This is a genomic window from Microcoleus sp. FACHB-672 (assembly GCF_014695725.1).
Taxonomy (GTDB): domain Bacteria; phylum Cyanobacteriota; class Cyanobacteriia; order Cyanobacteriales; family Oscillatoriaceae; genus FACHB-68.
Genome location: NZ_JACJOU010000016.1, coordinates 175,045 through 198,526, shown reverse-complemented (window position 1 = coordinate 198,526; position 23,482 = coordinate 175,045). Strand labels below are relative to the sequence as shown.

General features: G+C 45.7%; 26 protein-coding genes. 5 read left to right on the top strand and 21 right to left on the bottom strand.

Features of this window, described 5'->3' with window-relative positions; genetic code table 11:
- Window positions 1-3 precede the first annotated feature (3 nt).
- Both H6F56_RS12715 and H6F56_RS12710 read right to left on the bottom strand, forming a co-directional pair.
- The gene (locus tag H6F56_RS12715) at window positions 4-489 is read right to left on the bottom strand and encodes a pentapeptide repeat-containing protein (RefSeq protein ID WP_190668649.1); all 486 of its coding nucleotides are present in this window, start codon (window positions 487-489) and stop codon (window positions 4-6) included.
- A gap of 129 nt (window positions 490-618) precedes the next feature.
- Complete coding sequence (locus H6F56_RS12710; protein WP_190668646.1) at window positions 619-1,038, bottom strand: peptidylprolyl isomerase; 420 nt, start codon at window positions 1,036-1,038, stop codon at window positions 619-621.
- A gap of 244 nt (window positions 1,039-1,282) precedes the next feature.
- Here H6F56_RS12710 and H6F56_RS12705 point away from each other — a divergent pair, with 244 nt between their 5' ends.
- Window positions 1,283-2,407, top strand: a complete 1,125-nt coding sequence (locus tag H6F56_RS12705) for a THUMP domain-containing class I SAM-dependent RNA methyltransferase (RefSeq protein WP_190668643.1) — start codon at window positions 1,283-1,285, stop codon at window positions 2,405-2,407.
- A 75-nt stretch (window positions 2,408-2,482) separates the two neighbouring features.
- On the opposite strand, the gene H6F56_RS12700 is transcribed toward H6F56_RS12705, so the two are convergent.
- From H6F56_RS12700 to H6F56_RS26855, 3 genes are all read right to left on the bottom strand, one after another.
- Complete coding sequence (locus H6F56_RS12700; RefSeq protein WP_190668640.1) at window positions 2,483-3,067, bottom strand: Uma2 family endonuclease; 585 nt, start codon at window positions 3,065-3,067, stop codon at window positions 2,483-2,485.
- Window positions 3,068-3,096: 29 nt separating this feature from the next.
- Entirely contained in the window at window positions 3,097-5,028 is a 1,932-nt protein-coding gene (locus tag H6F56_RS12695) for an ABC-F family ATP-binding cassette domain-containing protein (protein ID WP_190668636.1), read from the bottom strand.
- 74 nt (window positions 5,029-5,102) lie between these two features.
- Complete coding sequence (locus H6F56_RS26855; protein ID WP_255513713.1) at window positions 5,103-5,234, bottom strand: hypothetical protein; 132 nt, start codon at window positions 5,232-5,234, stop codon at window positions 5,103-5,105.
- Between the two features lie 87 nt (window positions 5,235-5,321).
- Between H6F56_RS26855 and H6F56_RS12690 the strand changes: the two genes are divergently transcribed.
- Window positions 5,322-5,492 carry a PCP reductase family protein gene (locus H6F56_RS12690; protein ID WP_190668633.1) on the top strand — a complete coding sequence of 57 codons (171 nt, stop codon included), beginning with the start codon at window positions 5,322-5,324 and terminating at the stop codon, window positions 5,490-5,492.
- Window positions 5,493-5,524: 32 nt separating this feature from the next.
- Here H6F56_RS12690 and H6F56_RS12685 read toward each other — a convergent pair whose 3' ends face one another.
- The 14 genes from H6F56_RS12685 to H6F56_RS12620 all read right to left on the bottom strand — a co-directional run bounded on the left by H6F56_RS12685 (window position 5,525) and on the right by H6F56_RS12620 (window position 15,788).
- Window positions 5,525-6,184, bottom strand: coding sequence for a 2OG-Fe(II) oxygenase (locus tag H6F56_RS12685; RefSeq protein ID WP_199312793.1), 660 nt, complete (start codon window positions 6,182-6,184; stop codon window positions 5,525-5,527).
- A 103-nt stretch (window positions 6,185-6,287) separates the two neighbouring features.
- Window positions 6,288-7,130, bottom strand: coding sequence for a prohibitin family protein (locus H6F56_RS12680; RefSeq protein WP_190668630.1), 843 nt, complete (start codon window positions 7,128-7,130; stop codon window positions 6,288-6,290).
- Window positions 7,131-7,215: 85 nt separating this feature from the next.
- Window positions 7,216-8,277 carry a saccharopine dehydrogenase family protein gene (locus H6F56_RS12675; RefSeq protein ID WP_190668627.1) on the bottom strand — a complete coding sequence of 354 codons (1,062 nt, stop codon included), beginning with the start codon at window positions 8,275-8,277 and terminating at the stop codon, window positions 7,216-7,218.
- 102 nt (window positions 8,278-8,379) lie between these two features.
- Window positions 8,380-8,760, bottom strand: coding sequence for a hypothetical protein (locus tag H6F56_RS12670; RefSeq protein ID WP_190668624.1), 381 nt, complete (start codon window positions 8,758-8,760; stop codon window positions 8,380-8,382).
- Between the two features lie 82 nt (window positions 8,761-8,842).
- Window positions 8,843-9,262 carry a hypothetical protein gene (locus tag H6F56_RS12665; RefSeq protein WP_190668621.1) on the bottom strand — a complete coding sequence of 140 codons (420 nt, stop codon included), beginning with the start codon at window positions 9,260-9,262 and terminating at the stop codon, window positions 8,843-8,845.
- A 101-nt stretch (window positions 9,263-9,363) separates the two neighbouring features.
- Window positions 9,364-10,230 carry an S-formylglutathione hydrolase gene (gene fghA / locus H6F56_RS12660; protein ID WP_323798427.1) on the bottom strand — a complete coding sequence of 289 codons (867 nt, stop codon included), beginning with the start codon at window positions 10,228-10,230 and terminating at the stop codon, window positions 9,364-9,366.
- An 18-nt stretch (window positions 10,231-10,248) separates the two neighbouring features.
- Window positions 10,249-11,361 (bottom strand): S-(hydroxymethyl)glutathione dehydrogenase/class III alcohol dehydrogenase, encoded by a 1,113-nt coding sequence (locus H6F56_RS12655; protein ID WP_190668618.1) that lies wholly within the window; start codon window positions 11,359-11,361, stop codon window positions 10,249-10,251.
- Between the two features lie 90 nt (window positions 11,362-11,451).
- Window positions 11,452-12,180 (bottom strand): DUF3891 family protein, encoded by a 729-nt coding sequence (locus H6F56_RS12650; protein WP_190668614.1) that lies wholly within the window; start codon window positions 12,178-12,180, stop codon window positions 11,452-11,454.
- Between the two features lie 502 nt (window positions 12,181-12,682).
- On the bottom strand, window positions 12,683-13,225 hold the full coding sequence (locus H6F56_RS12645; protein ID WP_190668612.1) for a DUF2231 domain-containing protein: 543 nt from the start codon (window positions 13,223-13,225) through the stop codon (window positions 12,683-12,685).
- 196 nt (window positions 13,226-13,421) lie between these two features.
- Window positions 13,422-13,688 (bottom strand): hypothetical protein, encoded by a 267-nt coding sequence (locus H6F56_RS12640; RefSeq protein WP_190668608.1) that lies wholly within the window; start codon window positions 13,686-13,688, stop codon window positions 13,422-13,424.
- A 94-nt stretch (window positions 13,689-13,782) separates the two neighbouring features.
- Window positions 13,783-14,292, bottom strand: coding sequence for a DUF2267 domain-containing protein (locus H6F56_RS12635; protein WP_199312791.1), 510 nt, complete (start codon window positions 14,290-14,292; stop codon window positions 13,783-13,785).
- Window positions 14,293-14,617: 325 nt separating this feature from the next.
- Entirely contained in the window at window positions 14,618-14,752 is a 135-nt protein-coding gene (locus H6F56_RS27320) for a YqaE/Pmp3 family membrane protein (RefSeq protein WP_309236516.1), read from the bottom strand.
- Window positions 14,753-14,815: 63 nt separating this feature from the next.
- Complete coding sequence (locus tag H6F56_RS12625) at window positions 14,816-15,322, bottom strand: Dps family protein (protein ID WP_190668602.1); 507 nt, start codon at window positions 15,320-15,322, stop codon at window positions 14,816-14,818.
- Window positions 15,323-15,545: 223 nt separating this feature from the next.
- Window positions 15,546-15,788 carry a GlsB/YeaQ/YmgE family stress response membrane protein gene (locus H6F56_RS12620; RefSeq protein WP_190668599.1) on the bottom strand — a complete coding sequence of 81 codons (243 nt, stop codon included), beginning with the start codon at window positions 15,786-15,788 and terminating at the stop codon, window positions 15,546-15,548.
- 867 nt (window positions 15,789-16,655) lie between these two features.
- Between H6F56_RS12620 and H6F56_RS12615 the strand changes: the two genes are divergently transcribed.
- Window positions 16,656-17,081 (top strand): response regulator, encoded by a 426-nt coding sequence (locus tag H6F56_RS12615; RefSeq protein WP_190668596.1) that lies wholly within the window; start codon window positions 16,656-16,658, stop codon window positions 17,079-17,081.
- Here H6F56_RS12615 and H6F56_RS12610 read toward each other — a convergent pair.
- Together H6F56_RS12610 and H6F56_RS12605 are read right to left on the bottom strand one after the other, a co-directional pair.
- The gene (locus H6F56_RS12610) at window positions 17,078-17,524 is read right to left on the bottom strand and encodes a DUF2294 domain-containing protein (RefSeq protein WP_309236514.1); all 447 of its coding nucleotides are present in this window, start codon (window positions 17,522-17,524) and stop codon (window positions 17,078-17,080) included. The genes H6F56_RS12615 and H6F56_RS12610 overlap by 4 nt on opposite strands.
- 213 nt (window positions 17,525-17,737) lie before the next feature.
- Window positions 17,738-20,863 carry an MFS transporter gene (locus H6F56_RS12605; protein WP_190668593.1) on the bottom strand — a complete coding sequence of 1,042 codons (3,126 nt, stop codon included), beginning with the start codon at window positions 20,861-20,863 and terminating at the stop codon, window positions 17,738-17,740.
- Window positions 20,864-21,783: 920 nt separating this feature from the next.
- Between H6F56_RS12605 and H6F56_RS12600 the strand changes: the two genes are divergently transcribed.
- On the top strand, window positions 21,784-21,975 hold the full coding sequence (locus H6F56_RS12600; RefSeq protein ID WP_190668591.1) for a hypothetical protein: 192 nt from the start codon (window positions 21,784-21,786) through the stop codon (window positions 21,973-21,975).
- Window positions 21,976-22,058: 83 nt separating this feature from the next.
- Window positions 22,059-23,156, top strand: coding sequence for a calcium/proton exchanger (cax, locus tag H6F56_RS12595; RefSeq protein ID WP_190668588.1), 1,098 nt, complete (start codon window positions 22,059-22,061; stop codon window positions 23,154-23,156).
- Window positions 23,157-23,482: the final 326 nt, after the last annotated feature.

The window sequence follows — 23,482 nt, the reverse complement described above, 5'->3', positions numbered from 1 at the left end:
ATATTAATGTCGGCTGAATTTTGCTCCGCGAATTTTTAAATTTATGCGCTGCTCATTTGTCAATCCAATGCCGGCTTCAAACTCGCATCCATCAACTAAAGCATCTAACCAAATTGTTTCATTAAGCGTGGCTCCGCTTAAATCAGCATTTCTCAAATCTGCTTGAGTAAAATTTGCAAATAAAAGATCCGCATTGATTAAACGGCTTCCTCGCAAATTTGCTCCAGTTAAATCCCCTCGAATGAAGTTTACACCATCGAGAACTAATCCTGATAAATCTGCTCCTTGGAGATTCGGAAATTTAACCCGATGTCGATTACCCAGAAACCGCATCACACAAGTTATATTAGCCTCAGTCAGTGGCATTTGTGTCAAAAAATCGTAACGTGCTAGCCCCATTTCCTGAAGTGCCTGTAAACGCTGCTTGGGGTCTTTTTCTAAAAAATGGGTACAGGTGCGGTAAAGGTCTTGGGTTTGGGAATATAGCATTACTTTAAAGTGAAGTGATTACTTTGAAATTAAATATTATTTGGATAACGGTAATTTATTTATAAATTAGTTTCAGAGACGCGCTCGCCGGCAAAGCGAACACGTCTCTGAAGTTACACAAGTTTTAAACTATTTCTCAATTTTGACGGAAAGAATTTTGTCACCCTTGCGAATGGCATTCACAACATCCATGTCTTCGGTTTTTCCAAAGGTGGTGTGCATTCCATCTAAATGAGGTTGAGGGGAATGACAAATAAAGAATTGGCTGCCCCCTGTATCACGACCGGCATGAGCCATTGATAGGGTGCCGGCGAGATGCTTGTTCTTGTTAATTTCACACTTGATTTTATAGCCAGGGCCACCTGTGCCAGTGCCTTGAGGACAGCCACCTTGAACCATAAAATTATTGATGACTCGGTGGAAAATTAGGCCGTCGTAAAAACCTTTTTCAGAGAGTTCTACAAAATTTTTGACCGTATTTGGGGCATCTTGATCAAATAATTCCAAGTTGATCGTGCCTTTGTCGGTTTCCATTATCGCGCGGGTCATAAATTTTCCTTACTCATTTGATGATTGACAGTTTTTGTGGTATAGAGAACGTGTAAGTCCTCACCCACTGCTAAACTATATTAAAGCAAAAACACGCTTGAGCGACTTTGGGCAAAAGGCTCTCAAATTTACTCAATGCCATTGTGTTTTTGACTTGTACAGATGTGTCTTCTCGCCAGAAAGCCCGATTAATTCTGCAATTAACGCCACATTCATCGCCGATTTCGGAGATAATAACTAGACCATGAATCACTACTTTGCTACTGTTGCTCGCGGTCTAGAACCCATTGCCGCCCAAGAACTAGAACGCTTGGGTGCCTTAGAAGTTCGCCCTGACTTCACAGGGGTGCATTTTGCTGGAGATAAAGCTTTGCTTTACAAAGTGAATCTGTGGGCGAGGACAATTTTTCGAGTGTTAGTACCCATTCGAGAATTTCGTTGTCTTCACGGCGATATGCTTTATCGTGAAGTGCAAAAAATCTCCTGGGATGACTATCTCCATCCTGATAATACTCTAGCGGTGAACTGCACCGGCGGCAATCAATTACTTAACCACACTCACTTCACAGCACTACAAGTTAAAAATGCAATTGTAGACCAACAGCGTAGCAACTTTGGTAAAAGGTCTAATGTCGATCCGCACAATCCCGATTTAGAGATTGATGTCCACATTCATGAAGATCGTTGCATCCTTAGTTTAAATAGTTCCGGTTCAAGTTTACACCGGCGCGGATACAGACCGGCAATGGGAAAAGCCCCTCTTAAAGAAACTTTAGCCGCCGCAATTCTCGACATGGCAGAATACACACCCAATCTGCCTTTTTTAGATCCCCTTTGTGGCTCTGGGACTTTGCCTTTAGAGGCGGGTTTAAAAGCTTTAAATATTGCACCCGGATTGTTTAGAGAAAACTTTGGTTTTATGAGCTGGCGCGATTATGATGATTCCCTATGGCAGGAATTGCTAGAGGAAGCAAAAAACAGCCAGTTAGACGAACTCAAGGCTCCGATTTATGGAAGTGATCGGGACGGTGATATTCTTAAGCAAGCGCGTAGTAATGCCGCAGAATGTGGGCTAACAAAATATATAAAATTCGCCCAAACAGAATTATATTTCCTGGAAGCGCCGGCAGATAGTGGAATTTTAATTTGCAACCCTCCTTACGGAGAAAGGTTAGGAGATGCTCAGGAATTAGGAAATTTTTATAAATTGCTGGGTGATGTTTTTAAGCAGCGTTTCAAAGGTTGGACGGCTTATATCTTAACCGGCAATAAAGAGTTAGCAAAAAGAGTTGGCTTGAAAACCTCTCGCCGGCTGCCGGTTTATAATGGTTCCTTAGCCTGTACTTTATTAAAGTATGAGCTTTATTAAAGTCGATTTCTGAGCAGGCTGGTGTTAAGGATCTGCGCTCGCTCTACCTATCTTATAAATAATTACAATTAGACTTTAAACGTTGGAAAAAATTGGCTGCAAATTCAATTCAAACCCCAATACAACATCCTCTCCCGATAGCGTATTTGGGTTCTGTAATATTTCCACTTCCCGTCCTGAACGATAAATTTCTACCTGCTGCGTCTGGGGGTCAATTAGCCAACCTAATCGAGTGCCATTATCGATATATTCTTGCATTTTTGCTTGTAATTTTGTTAGAGAATCACTTTCAGAGCGTAACTCCACCACAAAATCAGGAGACAACGGTAGAAATTTTCGTTTTTGCTCTGCACTCAAGGCTTCCCAGCGCTCGCGGCGCACCCAACTCGCATCGGGAGAACGCTCTGCACCGTTGGGTAACTTGAAGCCGGTGGAAGAATCGAACGCAATTCCTAAATTATTCGTATCTGACCAATTTAGCAGTTGTTGATTGATTCTCGAATTACGATGACCCGTTTCCCCTCCTGTTGGTGGCATAATAATTAATTCTCCTGCATTTGTGCGTTCCAATCTTAAATCAGCATTTGCCTGACACAGCTGATAAAATTGCTCATCCGTTAAGGCCAAAATTGAGGGGAAATTCAGGGTAATCGCAGTCATATCTTTCTTTCACTCCAGCGAAATTATCATCAAGAGTCTATCTCAGCTAACTCCATCCATCGTTCAGTTGCCGCTTCAATTGCCTCAGCTAAAGCTCCCACCTTTTCATGCAATTCTTGCACCTTAGAAACCGTACCCGGAGGTGCATTGTAAAGGGCTTTCTCCACTTCAGCTTTTTCCGCTTCTAATTGAGCAATTTTGCCTTCTAACGTCTCATACTCGCGCCGTTCTTTGGATGAAAGCTTGCGTTGCCCTTTGCTATCATAAGATTGCCGATCTGTTTTCCAAGATTTCGTTTTTTCTTCCTTCTTCTCCTTAGAATTTGTATTCTGACGCGCCGCTTCTTCCTCTTCTACCTGCTTGAATTCTAAGTAAACCGAATAATTGCCAGGATACTGACGAAGAGTGCCTCCTTCTTCAAAGGCAAAAATTGTTTCTACGGTGCGATCAAGGAAATAGCGATCGTGGGAAACTGCAATGACACAGCCGTTGAAATCTTCGAGATAGTCTTCTAGCACCGCTAATGTTTGCACATCCAAGTCATTCGTCGGTTCATCTAAAATCAAGACATTGGGCGCACCCATTAAAACTCGTAGCAAAAACAGACGACGTTTTTCACCCCCGGAAAGTTTATGAATGGGCGCGTATTGCTGATTTCCGGGAAATAAGAAACGCTCTAACATTTGAGAGGCACTTATCTGAGTTCCGTCGGCGATTTTGACAAACTCTCCCTCCTCCTTAATGTAGTCAATTACACGCTGCTCTTCATTCAAAGCGGCGAGCAATTCTTCAGAATGCTGGTCAAAATAACCGATGTGAATGGTTGTACCAATATCAACTTTTCCGGAATCAGGCTGAACGCGCCCCGTAATCATATCCATCAATGTTGATTTACCGGCACCGTTTCCACCGATAATTCCAATGCGATCTTCTGGACTAAATTTGTAAGTGAAATTGCTGATTAAAGTCCGCTCATCGTAACTTTTGCAAACATTTTCCAGCTCAATCACTTTCTTACCAATCCGACGTCCGGGAGTGGCAATATCAACTTTCCCTTGAACCTGTTTAAACTCAGTTGCCTGCATATCCCGAATCCGATCAATCCGAGCTTTTTGTTTCGTACTCCGAGCTTTTGGCCCTCTTTTTAGCCATTCCAACTCGCGACGCAATACCCCTTGATGTTTGCGTTGAGAACTGGCTGCTGAATCTTCGGAAAGGGCTTTTTTCTCCAGATAATAGGAATAGTTGCCGGCATAACTGTAGAGATCGCCCCGGTCAATTTCGACAATCCGATTGGTGACCCGATCCAGAAAATAGCGGTCGTGAGTAATTAGCAAAATTGCCCCGCGAAAGCGGTTTAAATAACTTTGCAACCATTCAACAGATAGCGCATCCAGATGGTTTGTTGGTTCATCCATCAACAACACATCAGGTTCTGAGAGCAACGCGGCAGCTAGGGCAATTCGTTTGCGATAACCGCCCGATAAAGACCCGATCCGAGCCTCAAAATCTTCGATTCCTAACTTGGTAAGAATGATTTTTGCATTGGTTTCTAATTCCCAAGCACCGGCTGTCTCCATCTTCTGCATCACAGCAGACAAACGAGACATTAATTGGCTATCTTCAGGCGCGTGAGCGAGTTTTTTTGACAGTTCCTCATACTCGCGCACCATCGCCATTTGTTCACCGCTATCGGCAAAGACTTGCTCTAATACAGTGTGATTTTCATCTAAGTCTGGCTGCTGGGGCAAATAGACAATTCTGACGCCAGAATTGACCAAAATTTGACCCTCATCAATGGGTTCTAAACCGGCAATCATTTTCAACAGCGTTGACTTGCCAGAACCATTCGTGCCAATTAAGCCCACTTTATCCGTGGCATCCAGACTAAAGCTAGCATCCTTGAGGATTTCTTTAATCCCGAAATCTTTTTTAACCGATTGTAGTGTAAAGATACTCATTCCGTTTTTCTGCGCCACAGACTCTAAGTGTATTATCGCGCAGTGCCGGCAGGTAAGGATTGCCGATTATATAATTAAAAGTCCCACAGCGCTTGGCTTGGCTTTTTTAACCGCAGATGATAGCGCAGCGTGGCGCTAGTCATACGCAGATAATAGCGCAGCGTCTCGCCGGCATACACAGATTCTACTTCCGCTTGGCTCGGCAAAATGAACGTGTCAGACTATCCTAGTTAAATGCCCATACCTTTAGGTTGGCGAAGCCTTGCCCCATCCCCAATGCCCTTCTTGAAACTATGACTACCCCAGAATGGACTCCTGAAGCTGAAAGCCGGCTCAAAGAAATTCCTTTTTTCGTTCGTCCTGCTGCCCGCAAAAAAATCGAGAAGTTTGCTCAAGATGCGGGAATCGGGCAAATTAGTGTAGAAGTTTACGAACAAGCGAAGCAGAAGTTTAACTCTAAGTGAATTATCTTCTCTTAGAATCCGTGTTCTATTACCTAATAGCGGGAGGAAGTGCGCCCTCCCCGCTTTGCTGCTTTATTCTCTGACTTAATTGCCCTAGATTCGAGTGTAAACTCTGGAATTTCTCGCAGTTCAGTTTCACTCAAGCTGTACTGTTCACAGACAAGACTGAGACGAGTTCCGGGAGTTTTGACTTCATTCACTGAATGGGTTAGATTGCCTTGAAAATAAACCAAAGTGTTGAATTGAGGGCGAATTTGCCCGACTTGGCGCTTGTGGTTACGCAGCACGAGTTCTCCGCCTTCGAGTGCCGACGGGACTTGCACATAAAGGACGCTGACAACGGCTGGCGGCTCAATTGTTTTGCAATAGGAACGCAGGCTGCGGTCGATATGAGGATCAACGCGGGAGCCATTTTTTAGCAGTAAGGGATTGAGATAAAAGGCATTACAATTTGGCTGCAATGCCATTTTTAAATAAGGTTTAAAGAAAGGAAATTTTTGTTCAACTTCACTTAATCCAGAGCCATGAAAAACGAGTGAAAATCCTTTAGTCCCGATAAAGTCGCGGTTGAGATTGTTGACTGCAAAGTAGGGACTGGCTAAAATTTCTCCCTGCAATTTGCTGAGGTAGTCAAGCTCAAAGACATTTTGCTGTTGTTGATAGTAGCTCACGTTGAAGAGGGAATGGGGCATGGGGAAGAGATAGGATGCCGGCGATAACTTTTACACCGGCATCCTATTAAGAGCAGATTGAGCGATAACAAAACCTGCCGCTAAAATCAGACTAAATAGTCGGCTATTCCTGAGGATTACTCAGGTTAAACAGGAAGGGGACACTGCTATTCGATTTCCCATCCATCACTAAAACTCTGGGCATCTGAGCGCCGCCGCTTCGCCATGCTTCAATCGCTTCTTTCTGGAGCACTAATTGACCCCCTTGAGCTTTCAGCGTTTCTGCCAAAAGTCTTTGAGCTTCAGCTCTACCTTGAGCGCGATTAATGTCTGCTTGCGCGTCTTGTTCAGCTTCTTGCGCCACATAAACCGCTCTTTGCGCTCGCTGTTCAGCGATTTGTTTATCCTCAACTGCCTTAGCAAATTCTGGTGAGAAATTTAGGTCAACAACACTGGTATCAAGCACGATGATTCCGTATTTATCTAACCGCTCACCCAAGGCAGTATCAAAGTCTTGCTTCAGTTCATTTCTTTTCGTAATCGCTTCTTCAACGGTTCTTTTTGCTGCTGCAATTTTAAAGGATTCTTGAGTTTGGGGCGCAATAATTTTTGAGACGATATTTTCTAACGTTCCTTGTTTCCGTCTCACCTCAACAACTTGCAAAGGATCGAGGCGAAAGTTAATAGCAAATCGGGCAGATAAATCCTGAAGATCCTTGGTTGAACTCTGCGCCGGCACTTCAAATTTTTGCACGGTCAGATCGTATAAATCAACTTTAGAAATTAAAGGGGGTTTGAGGTGAATTCCTTCTAGTACCGCGCCATCTCTGGCTTTTCCTAAAATACTAATCACACCGGCCTCACCGGGGTTGATAATGACAAAAGAATTAATGCCGATCAGAAGGGCTACTGCCGCTATGATTCCCAACACTATTGCTTGCCAATTGTTAGAATATTCACTTTTCAAAACTTGATCTCCTTTGCTTGCAGTAGTGACTGGACTTTGACAACAACAGGGGTATGCTGTGCTGAAAAGGGAACAATCCCTACTTTCACTTTATATCTTCGCGCAGAACTCCTTCAATTTCCATGATCAAATCTGCGCCATAGACTAAAGAGGGTGTTTGGAAGCCGGCTTTCACTTGTCCCGCCAGCACTTTTTCAACGACTGCCAAGGCGGTTAATGCAGTCAGGGTATAGCCTTCAGGACACTGCAACCGGCTGACACATTTGTTGCCCGAACTGTTTTCCACCTCTCCCCACAGCAAGCTGATTCCTTGTTTTCGTTCTTCCTCGCTGGGACCGGCTGGCATTTTCTGAATCAGGCTTTTTTGGAAATCTTGGACTGCCGGCAAGCCTAGAAGCCATCCCAGGTAACGAGTTGCAATTGCTGCCCAACGCATCGATTCCCCTAAAGCCGCATACACTTCAATATTGGGGATGTCGGTGCTGTAATAGGCGGTGGACACGTCTCCCCAAGGAATCGTGGTTGCTTCTGCCGCACCCCGTCCGAAGTCGATGGTGCGAGTTTTCCAGCCGGCGGGAACTGGGGAAATTGCCCCAGCACGTCTGACAAATCCCCCTTTTGCCTGCCCTTCTACCATTGTGGTTGCGGTTCCCCGCGAAGGCCGGCTCAGCAGTTGTATCGCTAGCGCCAGATGGGTTGCATCCGGCAGGCGTTGCTTCAGGTGCGCCGCGAGGCAGTCGGAGGGGACGACATCGAACCCAACACCGGGAAGCAGCATCACACCGGCTGCCTTCGCCCTTGCATCTTGTGCCGCCGCCGCCTCGAAAACTGCAATCTCGCCGGTGATATCTAAGTAATGTGTGTTTGTCCGGAGACAACTCGCGCTCATGGGCTGGTAAGTTTTAGAGAAGGGGCCGGCACAGTTCAGCACGACTACCCTATCCGTTAAAGCAGTATCGATAGCGGTTTCATCTTCTAGGGAAAAGGCGCGATGCTCTAAGCCTAAATCTGCGGCTAGTTGCTTGACTTTTTCGCTGCTGCGTGAGGCTAAAATCGGTCGCAGTCCGCGCTCAACTGCTAATTGAGCGATGAGGGTGCCGGTGTAGCCGGTTGCGCCGTAGATGATAAAGTTTGATGAATCTGTCATGAATACCAGGGGATAATGGGTTGGTTAAAAAGGTTTTGGGTGTTTTTTTAACCACAGATAAACACAAATGATTGTGATGGATAAGTCATTAAAAATTTGATGTTATTGATTGTTTTCTACATCGGTAAGTCTGGCGTCAATTCCATCAATGCGTTCTTTAAGTTCAATGACTAAAGTTGCGAGCCGGCTAAACATTGGATCTGGGACGGCGCGGGGCGGAATATATTCAGGTTCAGGTTCAATCTCTCGTGTGGTTGAGGTCGATCCGGAGGAACCGGCACGGTTATCTAGGCGATAAACTTGCGATTCAAGCCGGCTAATTTGCGCTCTCAAGTTATAAACTTCAGACTCTAGGCGAGAAACGCGGGCATCGGCACCAGATTGAGCTTGAGCGGGCTTAAATGTTTGCAGGATAACCAATCCCAACAATAGCGCCAATCCCATCGCTACAAATTTCTTGAGCCTCGCAGGAATTTTTAGCATGGCGAGTGAACTTTTCTCTACACTGCCATGATAGCGATTTTGATAGGGATGCCGGTGTCAAAATAAGACGTTTAAATATTTTCTACCGGCCACCCCGCCCGCCAGAGATTTGCTTGTAGAATGGTTCCGTAGAATCCAAACATTCTTGAAGATCCTCACCTAAGCTTCTAGAAAACTCGTAATCCGCAGGATACTTGAGCAAGCGATTGATAGGGCCAATGAGTAACGTGTCAATATCTTGCTGCGTTAAAACAGTATTATCCAGTCCGTTAATAATATAAAAATCAGGACGCTCAGGATCAGGTTCAACAGAAGCGATAGTTGCCCCCCTCATTGAAAATCCTCTGAAGCAAATTCGCTCATTTTGTTGGGCGATCTGAATATATTTAGATCCCACTCTGTAAATACCATCTTGTAAGGGGAAAGCACTCGCAGCTTTTCCTCCTGCGAAGCTTGCTAAACACAGCGCCATCACTCCCAAACTTGCCAAGGTCTTTTTCATCGTTTCCTACACGGGCTGAAATTGAGGTTTATTCTAGCACTAGCAATTGGAATGCTAAATGGCTATTACAAATCTTTTCAAATGCCCCGAAGTTGGTAAACTTATCCGCATAAAGCGGCGGCGTGATGGCGAATGTGATCTTCAATAAAACTAGCGACAAAGTAATAACCGTGATTGTAGCCTTCTTGCATCCGTAACGTCACAGGTTGGCCGGCTTCTTCGCAAGCTTGCTCAAATATTTGTGGTAGCAACTGCTGCGCTAGATACGGATCGGCGGTGCCTTGATCAATAAGAATGGGGCTATGAAAACCGGCTTTTTTTACCAATTGAGTGGCGTCATAGGCAAGCCAGCTTTCCTTGTCGCTGCCTAGGTAATGGGTAAAAACTTTTTGCCCCCACTCAGAGTTTATGGGTGCAGCAATCGGCGCAAAGGCTGAAACTGATTTGTAGAGATTTGGGTTTCTTAAGGCACAAACTAACGCCCCATGTCCACCCATTGAATGACCAAAAATGCCTTGTTTATCCGATTTTATTGGGAAATTTTTGGCTATGATTGCCGGCAATTCTTGAACGACATAACTATACATTTGGTAACGCTCTCGCCAGGGTTCGGCGGTGGCATCAAGATAAAAGCCAGCACCGCTGCCTAAATCATATTGATCATCTTCTCCGGGAATGCCGGTGTTGCGTGGGCTGGTATCCGGGACAATAAGCATTAAACCATGTTCGGCTGCGTATTTTTGTGCGCCGGCTTTTGCCATAAAATTTTCTTCCGTGCAGGTTAAACCTGATAGGAAATAGAGTGCCGGCACCGGCTTAGATTTTGCTTGAGGTGGCAAATAAATTGAGAATCGCATTTCACCTTTACAGCTTTCTGATTCGTGGCTGTAAAAGTTAACGGTTCCGCCGAAGCAAAGATTCTCACTGATCAGATTAAGAGATGTATACATTCGATTTTGGCTTGACATGATCACCTTTCTGCTTAATTAGGAGAAAGTAACAACGCTACGAATTGATTCACCTTTGTGCATCAATTCAAAGCCTTCATTAATTTTATCAACCGGCATGACATGGGTAATTAAGTCATCAATATTAATTTTGCCTTCCATGTACCAGTCAACAATTTTCGGCACATCTGTGCGACCTCTGGCACCGCCAAAAGCCGAACCTTTCCAAACACGTCCGGTTACTAACTGAAAAGGACGAGTGCTAATTTCTTGGCCGGCACCGGCAACACCAATAATTACACTCACGCCCCAACCTTTATGGCAGCATTCCAAAGCTTGACGCATGACTTTAACATTGCCGATACACTCAAACGTGTAATCCGCGCCGCCTTTGGTTAAATCGACTAAATAGGGAACTAAATCCCCCTCAACTTCTTTGGGATTGACAAAGTGCGTCATGCCGAATTTTTCAGCAATGGCGCGTTTTTCCGGATTGAGGTCAACCCCCACAATCATATCCGCGCCCACCATTTTTGCGCCTTGAATGACATTTAACCCAATGCCACCCAAACCGAAAATAATTACCTTCGATCCCGGTTCTACTTTGGCTGTATAAATAACGGCACCAATGCCGGTTGTGACGCCGCATCCGATGTAACAAACCTTCTCAAAAGGCGCGTCTTCTCGAATTTTGGCAACAGCAATTTCTGGCAAAACGGTATAGTTGGCAAAGGTTGATGTTCCCATGTAGTGATGCAACATTTGTCCGTCCAGAGAAAACCGGCTGCTGCCATCCGGCATTAACCCTTTGCCTTGGGTTAAACGAATCGCTTGACAAAGATTTGTTTTTCTACTTAAACAATATTCGCATTGCCGGCACTCTGGGGTATAGAGGAGAATGACGTGATCCCCCGGTTTGAGACTTGTGACTTCTTTCCCAACTTCCACCACAACTCCCGCCCCCTCATGCCCCAAAATTGCCGGAAACAGCCCTTCAGGATCGGCACCGGAGAGGGTGTAAGCGTCGGTGTGGCAGATGCCGCTAGCTTTGATTTCTACCAGCACTTCCCCAGCTTTGGGAGGTTCTAGTTTAACGGTTTCCAAGCTTAAAGGTTTGCCGGCTTCAAAGGCAACTGCTGCTTTTACATCCATAGTTAACTCCGGAGGCTATCGATCTGAGTGGGCTGGAGGCTGGGATTATAAAGTTATGGAATTAGGGAAACTGAAGTTAATTTTAAATGGTTATGACTTCACAAATGTCCATTCTAAAGTTTTAATTGGGGCTGTTTGCAACGCTTCTTTCAGTTCGTCGTTACTGTCGAATTTTATTTGATTCAGGGAAGACGCTTCAACATTGACGGTAAATTTCTCTGCGTCAAAAGGCCAGGGTTTGACCGTAACGAGGCCATCACTTCTTTCCAAAATATCGTAACGCGTCCCGTCCGGGCCTTTACTAATTTCTAGAAATCGCTGCCCGGCTGGTAAGTTGCCCATACAAAGAATTAGGGAAAGGCGATCACACCATTGAAAAAAGGCATAAGCTTCTTCAGCTTCTTTTTTGCTAATTTTTAACTCTTTCCGCCACTTCTTTTGGTTGTCAAGTTGCTCGTCAAGAAATTGATCGAGTTCTTCTGATTCGCCACGTTTGCCTTCATTTAAAAAGCTTGTGTGCATGGAAATTAGCATTGCCACCCACCGTCCCCGATATCGGGAATTTGTTGTGAGTTCTCTCAGTTTTGGAAGAGAGGTTTTTTTATCAAGGGTAAAATCTAAAGGTGCACCGGCTTCAGTGAGCTGGTTGCCTTCCCATTCCCGTTCGAGATCGTCATGATGGGAAATAGCGGCAATTGTTTCATACAAGCGAATAGGAGATTCGGATTTTTTCCACTGTCCCGCTAATTGAGCGGCTAGCAAGGCGTGGGCGCGATGGTAAATGACTTCCCAACCATTTTCAACAAGATTAAGGATCACGACTAATTCTTCTCTCCGTTTTAGGATTATTGTTGGATTTTTAGGCAGTCATGATAAACGGACAAAAAACAACACGATGATCGGAGTTTTTTGTCCGTTTATTATGATAAACCGGAATGCGATCTAATTGAGCTAACACCGGCATCCGCTTGAGGCAGTGTTGTAAGAGCTAAATGAAGGATAAAATTTCACCCTTGATCTTTCATTTGCGACTTTTAATTCACAAAAACCTGGTCGATTTTTCCACAACTAAAGCGTTTTTGTCAACCCCTAAACTCGTGGTTGCATCTAGCGTGACTTCCAGCACCCCAGGGTCTTTAATTATTAAATTCTTGGACACTAAGAAGCATCAGCCCACAGAAAGATAAATAAGAAAAAATGAAGAACGAGTTAGATTTGTAAAAATATTGGAGTGGGAGCATTTTGATCCCTGAATGAAGGCAAGCGGGCATCTTGCCCGCTTGACAAAGCTATAAAAATCAGATGACCCTCCTTTTTTCAATTAGGAGTGATGTTCCCGACTCTTTCCAATCACGCCAATTTTGTGCCGGAAACTCAGTTCGCCGCCAAACCAGCCGCTAATGCCCAACAATGTTGCAACAACCGCTGAAATCGCCAGACCCCAAGGGATAATTGGAGCAACTGGATCGCCCCTACGCAGCAGCAAGCTAACGAGCGATAACACCATAACCACCACGTTGCAGGCCATGTGAATCCAGCCGGCGCTGCGATCACGAACTCTCTTAATTTTAAAGAAGTCTAAAAAGCCGGTGATTGCTGCTGCAACACCACCGACAAGGCCAACAATAAGTAGCCAAACTGAAGCTCTTGCCCAGAAGGGGTCATTTGTTAACCAGAAACCCAGATCGCTTCCCAGCACCCCAACGAGAAACGCGATGGGAAAGAGAACAATAGCGGGGTGAAGCGGATGGCCAACAATCGCAACCGTACTGGGAATGCCCGTGTCATTATATTCGCTATCATGCGTTTCAATGACGGGTGGGATATTGGGATAAGGGGCTGTACTGCGCTCAGAAGTTTCCATGATTTCTACCAATAAAAGCCAAACAAAAAGTGAACTAGCGAAACTCAGAAGCTTAGGCAAACTGAATGAGCTAGGCTGGAGATTGTTGGAAACAATCTTAATAAATTTAGAGAAAAAGATCTATCTGTATTCCATCCCTAATAGAGATAAGTCATTAAGCTATCTCTATTAGAAGGGAAGGGATCTCAGAGGTTAATCACCAAACTCGATTGCCATTTTCATCAACCCGAGCTTGCCGAATTACATCAGAAATTTCTTCAGCATCTTTAACATGATGAAGTGCTTTTTCTTCTCCCTCCGAATCTTCGACGATAAAATAAGTGGGCACTTCAATATGGTCGCCGGTAATATCGGGAGAATCCACTGCTACTTGCTGTTTCTTTTCTTCAAGAGACTTCGATTCATCAATGCGATCTCCTGGATTTGCACTGCGGTGAGTATCTTGTTTGTTGTGTTCAGACATAAGAACCTCTTAAACTTGTTAATTTCAAAATTACGCCATCCTGGGCAATTAGCCATTAGTGAGTCAACTAACAGCTAATAGCTTCTGGAGTTATTTAAGCTTGATCCCACATTTGCCGGATCTCACCGGGTAAAACGTTAGCAATTTCTTGAATTCTCTCGGGTGACAATTCGTCTTTTGTTGCGGAAAAGACGGCCTTGATTGCGGTTTCGGGTGCTACGTCACCTTGCAAGCCACCTTCTTCACGAATGCGACGGATAAAAGTCTCTGGTTTAATTTCTAGTGCAGGGCGAACTCTGCTGAGAAAAGCGACAATGGGGTTAGTGTCTTTCCAGAGGTCAGCGACTTCGTTTTGCAGCGCCCTATCTTCAGTCGGCTCCGCCTCTTGGTGTAGTTCACTGGCGACTCGGTCTGAGACTTCGTTGGTCATCATGTCGCGCATGGTTCGGAACACGATTTCTGTAATGTCTCTGGCATCGAAGATATCCTCAAGACCAGCCCCAGCCATTACTTTTTCCAGGAACGATCTGTGTTCTTCTGGCACATCGGCTTTTGTCTCGTGCCGCGTCGTTTTTTGCGGATCGGTCGTCAATTTGTCGCTCATGTCTTCTCCTTTTTCTGTGAATTTGTTTTTAAATGCCATCAAAGCCGGCAGCGGTTCAAGACTTGAGTAAAGCTTATCTGTTAACTCAGTCTCAATCTTATATTTTGATTAAGCTCAGCTAAGTTAGCTGACTCGTTTCTTTCTGAGCGGCTTCCTAGCCAACTCCGCAGCGTGCTGGCGCATTTCCTGGCTTCACAGAGATGTCCTGAGTGGAGCTTTTCAATCCGCAGATACGTCAGAATTGCCGCGATCGCCGCCGTCTTTCCCCTATATGGGTGTAGCTTGCTACAGCTAAGCGATGTTTTCGTTTTAGCTGCGCCTGTACTTAATTTTTACCAACGATTCCCAAATGATGAATCCATCCAGGGAAGTAACCGCAAACAGTTGAAAGGATATTTATCAAACAAAAATTTCTACCTACCCTCAATTCCAACAACACGCCAAGAGAGGGAAGAAAAATAGCAGCGATTGCGCCGATGTCAGTTATACAAGTCTTTTTTTCACAAAATCAGCCCGATGCCGGTTACTCCGTTAGCATACTTCGCAGCATCCAAGCATTTTTTTCATGGACTTGCATTCGTTTCGTTAGCAAGTCAAGGGTGGATTCATCATCGCCGCGTTCTACCATTGCTAGAGCCGAGCGGGCTGTACGCACAACGGCTTCATTGCCTTCTAGCAATTCGCGCATCATGTGTTCGGCAGAAGGGACGCCTTCAGTGGCTGGGATCATACTGAGGCGAGCAAATTCCCGATAAGTTCCGGGCACAGGAAACCCTAAGGCGCGAATTCGCCCTGCAATTTCATCGACAGATGTGGCGAGTTCGCTATATTGCATCTCAAACATCTGAAGCAGCGACGGCAACATCGGCCCTGTGACGTTCCAGTAAAAGTTATGGGTTTTTAGATAAAGGGTGTAGGTATCTGCTAAAACACGTGATAAGCCGGCGGCAATTTCTTGGCGACTTTCAGGGTCAATTCCGATGTTAATATCAAGATTTGGTTGGGGCGTATTCCTCAGCTTAGAAAACATAGGTTAACCTCCTGTGAGCTTTTATTGTTGTGAAACGGAAAAGATTACATAAGCTTGCTGTTAGCTATTATCTCTTAGCTATTAAGCAATAAAATAGCTGAGAATAAAACCTTTCTTTTGGCTTATAACTCAAGAGAGAAAATCAACAAGCGAATCGCGGTTATCCGTTCACAGAAGAGGAGATCTGAGGGGGTTTACCGGCAACCTTAAAAAACTTAAAATCTTAGGCGATTTCAATTAAGATTGCTAAGGATTGGCTGGCAACTGCGCCGGCTAAAGCAACCACCATAGAACCGATCAGGCTGTAGGACGATAACCCTAGTAAATCGAATACTAGGCGGCCCACAACGGCCCCCCAAACGCCTAAAGCGATGTTGGCCGGTAAACCAAATTTGTGTGCTTTTGTAAAATAGCTGGGGAGCCAGCCGGCAGCGATTCCAATGATCGGTAATAAGAGTAACATCATACGTTTAATGACCTGTGAATGTGTTAGGGGATTAACGCTGTGAAGTTTGGCTAAATGCAGTAGCCGGCACCTCACTGAAATTATTTGCAGTTTATCTTATCAGGTGAATCAATAATTTTTAAGATGAGGAAGATCCACACGCGCATCTGCACCTTGCTCTACTGACGCATTGAAATTGAATACTTTTGGCGTTTGGCAGCTCCAGTTTTATCGTTCAGCCGGCTCTTAGTCCGTTTTCTGACTGGTTTAGAGCCGGTTTAACTTCGATTAAATTTTTATAAGTAATTTAAAAAACGTTTGATTGGCAGCGCACAAACAAAAAATATATGCAAAAAAAAAATTTAACAGCGCTCTGCTGGAGTTTGATGGCCCTCAAAAAAATTTAGCTCCAGACTTTTTTAGCCAATCAGTTACCTACTATTAGAGTGAAAAAATATGGTGATTGAAATCCGTCTTGAGGTGGAAGTGACGGAGACGGCTTCTCAAAGGTCTATCATCCTGCGGGGGGAGCGCGTGCCGTAATGCTAGGAGCTTACTTTTTCAGTTAAAATCAGGAAAAGTCCGGTATTTTGTTGTTACAATGTAAGGTGAATTATCCAAAGAAGGGGGCAACCCCCCTTAGGGGAAAGCCGTACTTGACGCTTGTTTCAAGAATCTAAAGTTAAGGTAAAATTTAAAAGTACCCTCTAACTAGCTTGAACGCTTCTTTCTTCGATTCCAACTTCAACGTCAGAAAGGGCTATCACCCTAGTGAGGTAGAAAACGAGCCAATCTGTAACAAGTGCCATTTAGCCGCTTGGGGACTGCCTCGTCCTGAAAATCTTGAAAGGATGGCCTGGTTCGTCTATGATTTTCCCGCAAAAGACTATGGTATTAGAATCTGCCGGTACAAATACTCAACAACTACTAGGCACACGCCCATTAGTTTTGGCGGTAGATGACGACGAAGACAACTTGCTGCTCATGAGCCAAATTATTGAGCTGTTCAATTGCGCTTTCTTGGGTGCAGAGAACGCTTCCACGGGTATGGCTTTGGCGACAACTCACCTTCCTGATATGATTTTACTGGATATGCTACTGCCAGATGCAGATGGCATCGAGTTTGTTTCTCAACTTAAAGCCAATCAACACACAAAAAATATTCCAATTATTGCCGTTACTGCGTTAGCCAGAGAAGAAGATCGCCTGCGTTTTTTAGCAGCCGGCTGCACGGACTATCTCAGCAAGCCTTTTATGCTGGATGCCTTAGAAGAAATGTTGTGCCGACACATCTCGATGGTTGTTCTTTCTTAATCGGCTGATCGTGCAGATGCGGGAGAGCGAAATTGGGGCGCTGATGCCAGTAAAGCAATGGTTCCACTGCGCCCTGTTTCTAATTTTGCATTGCTCAGCAAGTCGAGTACGGAAATTTGTAAAACTTCTTCAATTAAAGCTTTGAGCAGCGGTAAAATTACCTCATCTAACTCCGTATGTACCTGCTCCGCTAATCCTTCCTGACCGTTTTCAGCCAACAGCTTTTCGGCTTTCGTAAAAGAATCATCTAAAACAATAATAATTTTATCATCACAAATTTCACAGTCAATTTTACTGGGTTTATGTTCCAATTGAGTGCGATACAGAGCTTGAATACGCTGTGAAAGAAGGCGTTCTAACTGTCCTCGCGTAGCCGGTTGGGTGTCTTCACACATAGCTGGATCACAAAGGCGGAAGCTGTGCTTGTTGTACTTTGACTTCATGACAATACTGATATACAGATTACAACAAAATGCCACTCAAGGTGATACCACCGAGAGCAGCAAGATTTTTATGAATACGTTAAACGCTGCCGGCGCAAAGGGAGAATGATTTAGGAATCGAGGAGTGAAGGCCCAGGTGCCCGCATTAAGGGTTCGGTACTCATTCCAGCCCTTGACTCCTCATTCACAAAACTCCCTTTACGCTTGACATTTTTAACCGGCAACCGCTAAAGCGCCGGCACCTGCCGAGGCTGCAGCAGAAATGAGGGCCGTGAAAAACAGCCACCAAGACGCTGTTTCAGCAGCTTTGCGGGTTTCTTCCGCTTGCCGTTGCGCCTGACGCTTCACGTCATCTAAGCGCCGCTGAGTTTCCATCTGGATACCTTCAGCCCGTTGCAGCACGTTATTTCGCGCCCCTTCAATCTGATCGATCAGCCGGTTGGCATCCGCTTCAGAAATATCCTCACGGGAACTGAGAATTGCCACTAAGGTATCCCGATTGAAGTGGCCGAGGCGATCGCGCAAGGCATCAAACCCAGCTTCCGGGTCATAAAACAACTTGCGAACGTCCCGCCGGATGCCCTCATAGTTGAGTTCAGGCCGGTTGAGAGAATTCAGATAATCCCGAACTCGATTCAAGATGCTGTCAACAACACCTTGGATGCTATCTTGGATTTTCTGAATTTGCAGCATAAACTGCTCGCGCACCGAGAAGATTTGATCCACGATGCGGTTAGCTTCGGCCTCGGAAATATCGGGCCGCTGGGCCAGAAGTGCCACAATCGTAGAACGGTCAAACTGGGAGAGGCGTTCGCCGAGACTGTAGGCACCCACTTTGGGGTCGTGCAGCAACAGCTGGAGGTCGCGCTTGATGGCGTCCGGGTTGAGTTCTTCCTTGCCGGTGTTCCGCAGGTAATCTTCGAGAGTGCCCTGGAAATTTTGTGCTTGTTGCTGAACTCGCGTAGCCACGCGGCGGGGTGCACGCAGAACGTTACGAACGGTATTTTGAACACTGTCAATCACCTGATTGACTTGCTCTTCGCTCAAGTCTTGCCGCTGAGACAGTAGCTTGACGAGGGTGTCGCGATCCATCTGGGCCAAGCGCTCACGCAGGGCCGTTGCACCGGCTTTGGGATCGTTGAGCAGTTTATTGATATCCCGCTGAATGCCTTCCGGGTTGAGTTCTGACTTGCCGGTGCTACGCAGGTACTCTGCAATCGCATTGGTGGCTTGGTCGTACTGTTCCTTGGCTTTACCGGCAAGCGCCTTGGGTGCGTAAACGACGTTATTCCAATTCGATTCCACTTGATCGATGACGCGGTTCACTTCATCCTCGTTGAGGTCTTGGCGCTGGGAGAGCAACTGCACCAAGGTGTCGCGGTCAAAGTGAGATAGGCGTGCACGCAGCGCCCACAATCCCGCCTGGGGGTTCTCTAGCAGGGTTTGCAGATCCCGCTTGATGCCTTCCGGGTTGAGTTCTGCCTTGCCGGTGGAACGCAGGTAAGACTCAAGGTTTTGCCGCACTTCCACTAATTGAGCGTTAGCTTGCTGAGCTAATTCTTGAGCGTTGGTGAGGGAACGATCGCGGGTGGCTTCCAGTTGTAGGAGAATTTGCTCGGCTTCTTCCCGGTTGAGGTCTTGACGTTTGATCAGCATTTGCACATAGGCTTTGCGATCAAGGCGCTTGAAACGTTCGCTCAACTGTTCAACAGAGGCATCCGAATCTTCGAGAACTGCTGGGAAGTCTCGCTCAATTCCAGCCGCCGTTAAGTTTTCCTTGGTGGTGAAGCGCACGTAATCTTCGACTCGCTGCACCAACAGTTCAGTTTTTTCTCGCTCTTCAGAAGTGGCGACTTCGTGGATAATGCTCACCCGAACGGCTTCGAGTTCGTTGGCCAGTTCTTGGATTTTACCTTGGGTAAATACGCCCCTGTTGGAGAGAATTTCTACAAAATAAGGCCGGTTCAAGCGTTCTAATTCCCGGCGAACAGTTGCCGGATCGGCGTCTGGATCATACAGCACGTCCCTGAAGTCGCGCTGAATGGTTTGCGGGTTCATTTGCCAGGAGTAGGTGTTGAGGAGGTAGTTTTCCACATCTGCCCGTACGGTGCTGTAGGGGACGAGTGGGGTTTGCTCTTTCACCTGCGTGGCAACTTTACCGGCTTGATCGCTGACTTTTTCTTGGGCGGATTTGAGTTTATTTAAGATGCTTTGAGCATCCAAATCGGAAAGGTCTGTCCGCCCTAAAATCACTCCCATCAGACTGTTCAAGCCCAAGGTGAGTGCTTGATTGGCCATGCTGGGGTTTTCGGCTTGCCGGCCCTTGCGAAGTTCGCCGAGCAGTCCATCAAGTCTTTGAGCAAGTTTATCGGAGATCAGCTCCGCTGGGTTAGCAGATTTGAGGTAGTCAACCAGATCGGCGATGCCGTTTGTCGGTTGTTGTTGCACTTGGCCGGCTACTTGCTTCCAAGCGTTCTCTAGCTGATCGACGATGCGGTTAACATCGCGTTTCGATAAGTCACTGCGAGAACTAACGAGATCGACAAATTTCTGCCGGTCAATGTTGGGAACTCCGCCACTGCTGCTTGCGAGTTCTCTGAGTTGCGGATCGTTGAGCAGTTTTTCAAATTCCTGCCGCATTGATGCAATGTCGAGATCCGGTGGCTTCAGTGCGCCGAGATAGTCTTCTACGGTTTCTCGGAGTGAGGTGGGATCAAAGGCGGAACCAAACTCGCGACGCACGGCAGAAGCCGCAGCTTCGGCGGTGGAGACGATTTGATTGCTGGTGGCTTTGGCACCAAAGGCGGCGGCGGCGGTTCCCACAATGGCTTGAAAGCCAGAGGTTGCGGTATTAACAATTGAGCCAATTAAAGAACCGACGGTGGTAGAACTTACCCAGACAAGCAGGGAGAAGTAGGTGCCCCAGATGACTAAGCCAACGATCGCACCTAAGCCGGCGCTACTGATCAGGCTGAGTTTGACTGCCAGCAAGCAGGCAAAAAATAGAGCAATAGTGACTGTGACTAGGGTAACAATCCCTAGGGTTTTGCCAATTTTGTTAATGGTGCCGCCCAGACTGTCAGAGTCCCGGTTATTAGAATCGTCTGAGTCGGATTGATGGCCTAAATAAGAGATGCCGGCGGCGACTGTTAAATTTGTGAACAGTAATTGGAACGCAAAGGCAAGCACGACTCCAGAAACTAATGCCACAAAAAATTGCGGCCCTGAAAACAAAAGTGATGCTTCTTCTGGTGTGTCAACTGTCTGATCTACCGGCACTTGAGCTAGCCAAAATTGCCATTTGGCTAACCCCAACATTATTTCTTTACTTTCAAACATGATCTTTTCCTCGCTCCAAGAACCTGTCTTCCTCGCTTCTGATAAACGCCCCCGTTATACTGCGGGATTGGGCCAGAAAGCGACGCTTCCTTTCCCTGATGCTGCCGGCTTATACGTCCCTGCATTCTTCAGTGTTTGCAGATGCCTTAACCACTGGCTGAACATCTAGAAATTTCTGGATAGCTGCCTGACTTTATCTGGCTGGCTGATTATAAATATAAAGCTCAGCACTTCTAACTTTACCAAAATTTTATGTATTTTTGGTGCTAATTTTTTGAAGCCGGCTTATCCTTAAAAATTGCCGACTTTCCACTTCTTGCTTTGCCAAATAATCATGATACTTACGACAAGCTAGCCTTTATTTTTAGATAAAATAAAAATTTTATATGCGGCAGCTTATCTCTCATTAACTGACTGATCAAGTCCAGTCTGATTTTATTTTTAAGCGTTATCTTCTAAAATATATAAGTTTAACTATTCCATAATCTTTTCCTCAGCGATGCGTTTTTTACATTTTTTTCTTTTTAAGGAATCGCTGCGATGGTGGGACGTGAAGCGGCTTGAATTGAAACCGGCTGTAGAGAAACTGAATGTTCAGTTAAGGATGTGTTGGGATTGCTTTAACCTTTGATCGCTGCCAAATAATCTTTTTAACCCACCCATCGGTTTCTCCCCTACACTTTGCCTTAGGTTAATTAAAGGTTTTGTGCTGAGGCCGCACATCTGCCTGTGGGCAGAAATTAAGCGGAGTATTCAACCAGATTGCTCTCTAGAGGGTCTGAGGCGAGGTGATCAGGGTTTTTAGCCGGCATCAAGGAGGCTGAGACTGTGACATCTGGAAGGGGAAACTTGACAGCCTGTGATCGGCGTAGACGTTTAGCCGGCTGGAATTGAGGTAAATTGGGCTGCCGGCTGTGTCGATGGTGGCAGACGCAGGACAACAATTGTGCGATCGCACTTCAGCCGCCCCAAGGTTTGCGGCAACGGTTGGAGGTTTAGGAGTGTGCCGGTGTGGAGAAGCCGATTTAGAGGGGTCGGCAGGTTCCGGGCGATCCCTTCAGCAATATGGGATGTGGGAAATAGAGAGTTTTAACTTTTATATTTTAGATTGAATTGCTTTAAACCGATGGGAATGCTAGCACAAAATCGGATCAAGTCTTATATGATTGACTAGACAACTTTTCAGATAGGCTTTATGTCAATCAAGAAAATTATTTCTTACGTCCTGTTAATCTTCGTGCCGGTTTCAATTGCGGCGGAATATTTACACTGGGGAACGCTCACAATCTTCATCACCTCAGGGATAGCAATCGTTCCCCTAGCGATATGGCTAAGCACAGCCACTGAAGAAGTCGCAGTTGTTACCGGCCCTTCGATTGGTGGTTTGTTAAATGCAGTTTTTGGGAACGCCACTGAGCTAATTATTGCCTTAGTTGCCCTTAAAGCCGGCTTGATTGACATTGTTAAAGCTAGCATTACGGGAACGATTGTCAGTAATTTGCTTTTAGTCATGGGACTTTCCATGCTATTGGGTGGTTTTCGCTTTAAGGAACAGGAATTTCAACCCATTGTGGCGCGGGTTAATGGTTCTTCTATGACGCTAGCTGTCACGGCAATTGTATTGCCCACAACGGTAATTTATACTTCGTCGGGTGTCGGGGAAGGGGCAATTCGCAATCTCTCAATTACCGTGGCGATCGTGATGATAGCCGTTTACGCGTTAACGTTGTTATTTTCATTAGGAACTCACAGCTATCTTTACGATGTGGGAGTCGCGGAATTGGAGGGAGAAACGCCTAGCGATTCTGAAGGAAAGACAGTCCCTCACAAGCCTAATTTGTGGCTTTGGGTCGGGGTTTTAGTAATTTCTACCGTGGCGGTTGCTTTCGAGTCAGAAATTTTTGTTGGAGTGGTGGAAGAAGCCACAAAAGGATTAGGATTAACCCCTCTTTTCACCGGCGTGATTCTTTTGCCTCTCGTTGGCGGTGCGGCAGAATATGTTACAGCCGTGAGCGTTGCCATCAAAAATAACATGGATCTCTCGGTCACTGTGGCAATGGGATCAAGTTTGCTGGTTGCTTTATTTGTGGCTCCGCTTTTAGTGTTAATTGGAATTGCGATTGGTCAACCAATGGATTTAAATTTCAATCCGTTTGAGGTTGTAGCTGTTGCGATTGCCGTTGCCATTGCTAATTTAATTAGTCTGGATGGACGATCTAATTGGTTGGAGGGAGCACTGCTACTGGCTACCTACATTGTTTTAGGTGCCGCGTTCTATTTTCATCCCGCTTAATGGAGAGCCGGTGAGATCGTAAAAATAGCGGCTTATCAAGCTATTGTCCCTGAATCAATAAAGGGGTGCATCCCAAATTTGCAAAAACATGAGTAGTGGGAGCATCTTGCTCCCTAAGATTACACTCAGCCGGCAAGATGGCCGCACTACTAATTTACAAGGACGGGCACGTTCTGAGTAACACCCCTGTATAAAGGAGCTATATTCTCAAACGCCGCTTTATTCTCACCAAGCTGTTGGTATTGCCTGAGCCTGTTAAAGCTATCAGGGAAGGCTTTCATTTATCGAAAGCTTTGCCCACGCCAAAATCTGAAGAATCAGTTCAG

What these genes read in the sequence shown, in the direction of transcription:
- H6F56_RS12665 (WP_190668621.1), bottom strand. Translation starts at nt 9,262, where the DNA reads ATGAAAAAGACCTTGGCAAGTTTGGGAGTGATGGCGCTGTGTTTAGCA.
- cax (WP_190668588.1), top strand. Translation starts at nt 22,059, where the DNA reads ATGTCAATCAAGAAAATTATTTCTTACGTCCTGTTAATCTTCGTGCCG.
- H6F56_RS12705 (WP_190668643.1), top strand. Translation starts at nt 1,283, where the DNA reads ATGAATCACTACTTTGCTACTGTTGCTCGCGGTCTAGAACCCATTGCC.
- H6F56_RS12715 (WP_190668649.1), bottom strand. Translation starts at nt 489, where the DNA reads ATGCTATATTCCCAAACCCAAGACCTTTACCGCACCTGTACCCATTTT.
- H6F56_RS12710 (WP_190668646.1), bottom strand. Translation starts at nt 1,038, where the DNA reads ATGACCCGCGCGATAATGGAAACCGACAAAGGCACGATCAACTTGGAA.
- H6F56_RS12625 (WP_190668602.1), bottom strand. Translation starts at nt 15,322, where the DNA reads ATGTTTTCTAAGCTGAGGAATACGCCCCAACCAAATCTTGATATTAAC.
- H6F56_RS12670 (WP_190668624.1), bottom strand. Translation starts at nt 8,760, where the DNA reads ATGCTAAAAATTCCTGCGAGGCTCAAGAAATTTGTAGCGATGGGATTG.
- H6F56_RS12675 (WP_190668627.1), bottom strand. Translation starts at nt 8,277, where the DNA reads ATGACAGATTCATCAAACTTTATCATCTACGGCGCAACCGGCTACACC.
- H6F56_RS12610 (WP_309236514.1), bottom strand. Translation starts at nt 17,524, where the DNA reads ATGAAGTCAAAGTACAACAAGCACAGCTTCCGCCTTTGTGATCCAGCT.
- H6F56_RS12645 (WP_190668612.1), bottom strand. Translation starts at nt 13,225, where the DNA reads ATGGAAACTTCTGAGCGCAGTACAGCCCCTTATCCCAATATCCCACCC.
- H6F56_RS12605 (WP_190668593.1), bottom strand. Translation starts at nt 20,863, where the DNA reads ATGTTTGAAAGTAAAGAAATAATGTTGGGGTTAGCCAAATGGCAATTT.
- H6F56_RS12635 (WP_199312791.1), bottom strand. Translation starts at nt 14,292, where the DNA reads ATGAGCGACAAATTGACGACCGATCCGCAAAAAACGACGCGGCACGAG.
- H6F56_RS12700 (WP_190668640.1), bottom strand. Translation starts at nt 3,067, where the DNA reads ATGACTGCGATTACCCTGAATTTCCCCTCAATTTTGGCCTTAACGGAT.
- fghA (WP_323798427.1), bottom strand. Translation starts at nt 10,230, where the DNA reads ATGTCAAGCCAAAATCGAATGTATACATCTCTTAATCTGATCAGTGAG.
- H6F56_RS12640 (WP_190668608.1), bottom strand. Translation starts at nt 13,688, where the DNA reads ATGTCTGAACACAACAAACAAGATACTCACCGCAGTGCAAATCCAGGA.
- H6F56_RS12615 (WP_190668596.1), top strand. Translation starts at nt 16,656, where the DNA reads ATGGTATTAGAATCTGCCGGTACAAATACTCAACAACTACTAGGCACA.
- H6F56_RS12600 (WP_190668591.1), top strand. Translation starts at nt 21,784, where the DNA reads ATGGTGGCAGACGCAGGACAACAATTGTGCGATCGCACTTCAGCCGCC.
- H6F56_RS12695 (WP_190668636.1), bottom strand. Translation starts at nt 5,028, where the DNA reads ATGAGTATCTTTACACTACAATCGGTTAAAAAAGATTTCGGGATTAAA.
- H6F56_RS12685 (WP_199312793.1), bottom strand. Translation starts at nt 6,184, where the DNA reads ATGCCCCATTCCCTCTTCAACGTGAGCTACTATCAACAACAGCAAAAT.
- H6F56_RS12620 (WP_190668599.1), bottom strand. Translation starts at nt 15,788, where the DNA reads ATGATGTTACTCTTATTACCGATCATTGGAATCGCTGCCGGCTGGCTC.
- H6F56_RS12690 (WP_190668633.1), top strand. Translation starts at nt 5,322, where the DNA reads ATGACTACCCCAGAATGGACTCCTGAAGCTGAAAGCCGGCTCAAAGAA.
- H6F56_RS12655 (WP_190668618.1), bottom strand. Translation starts at nt 11,361, where the DNA reads ATGGATGTAAAAGCAGCAGTTGCCTTTGAAGCCGGCAAACCTTTAAGC.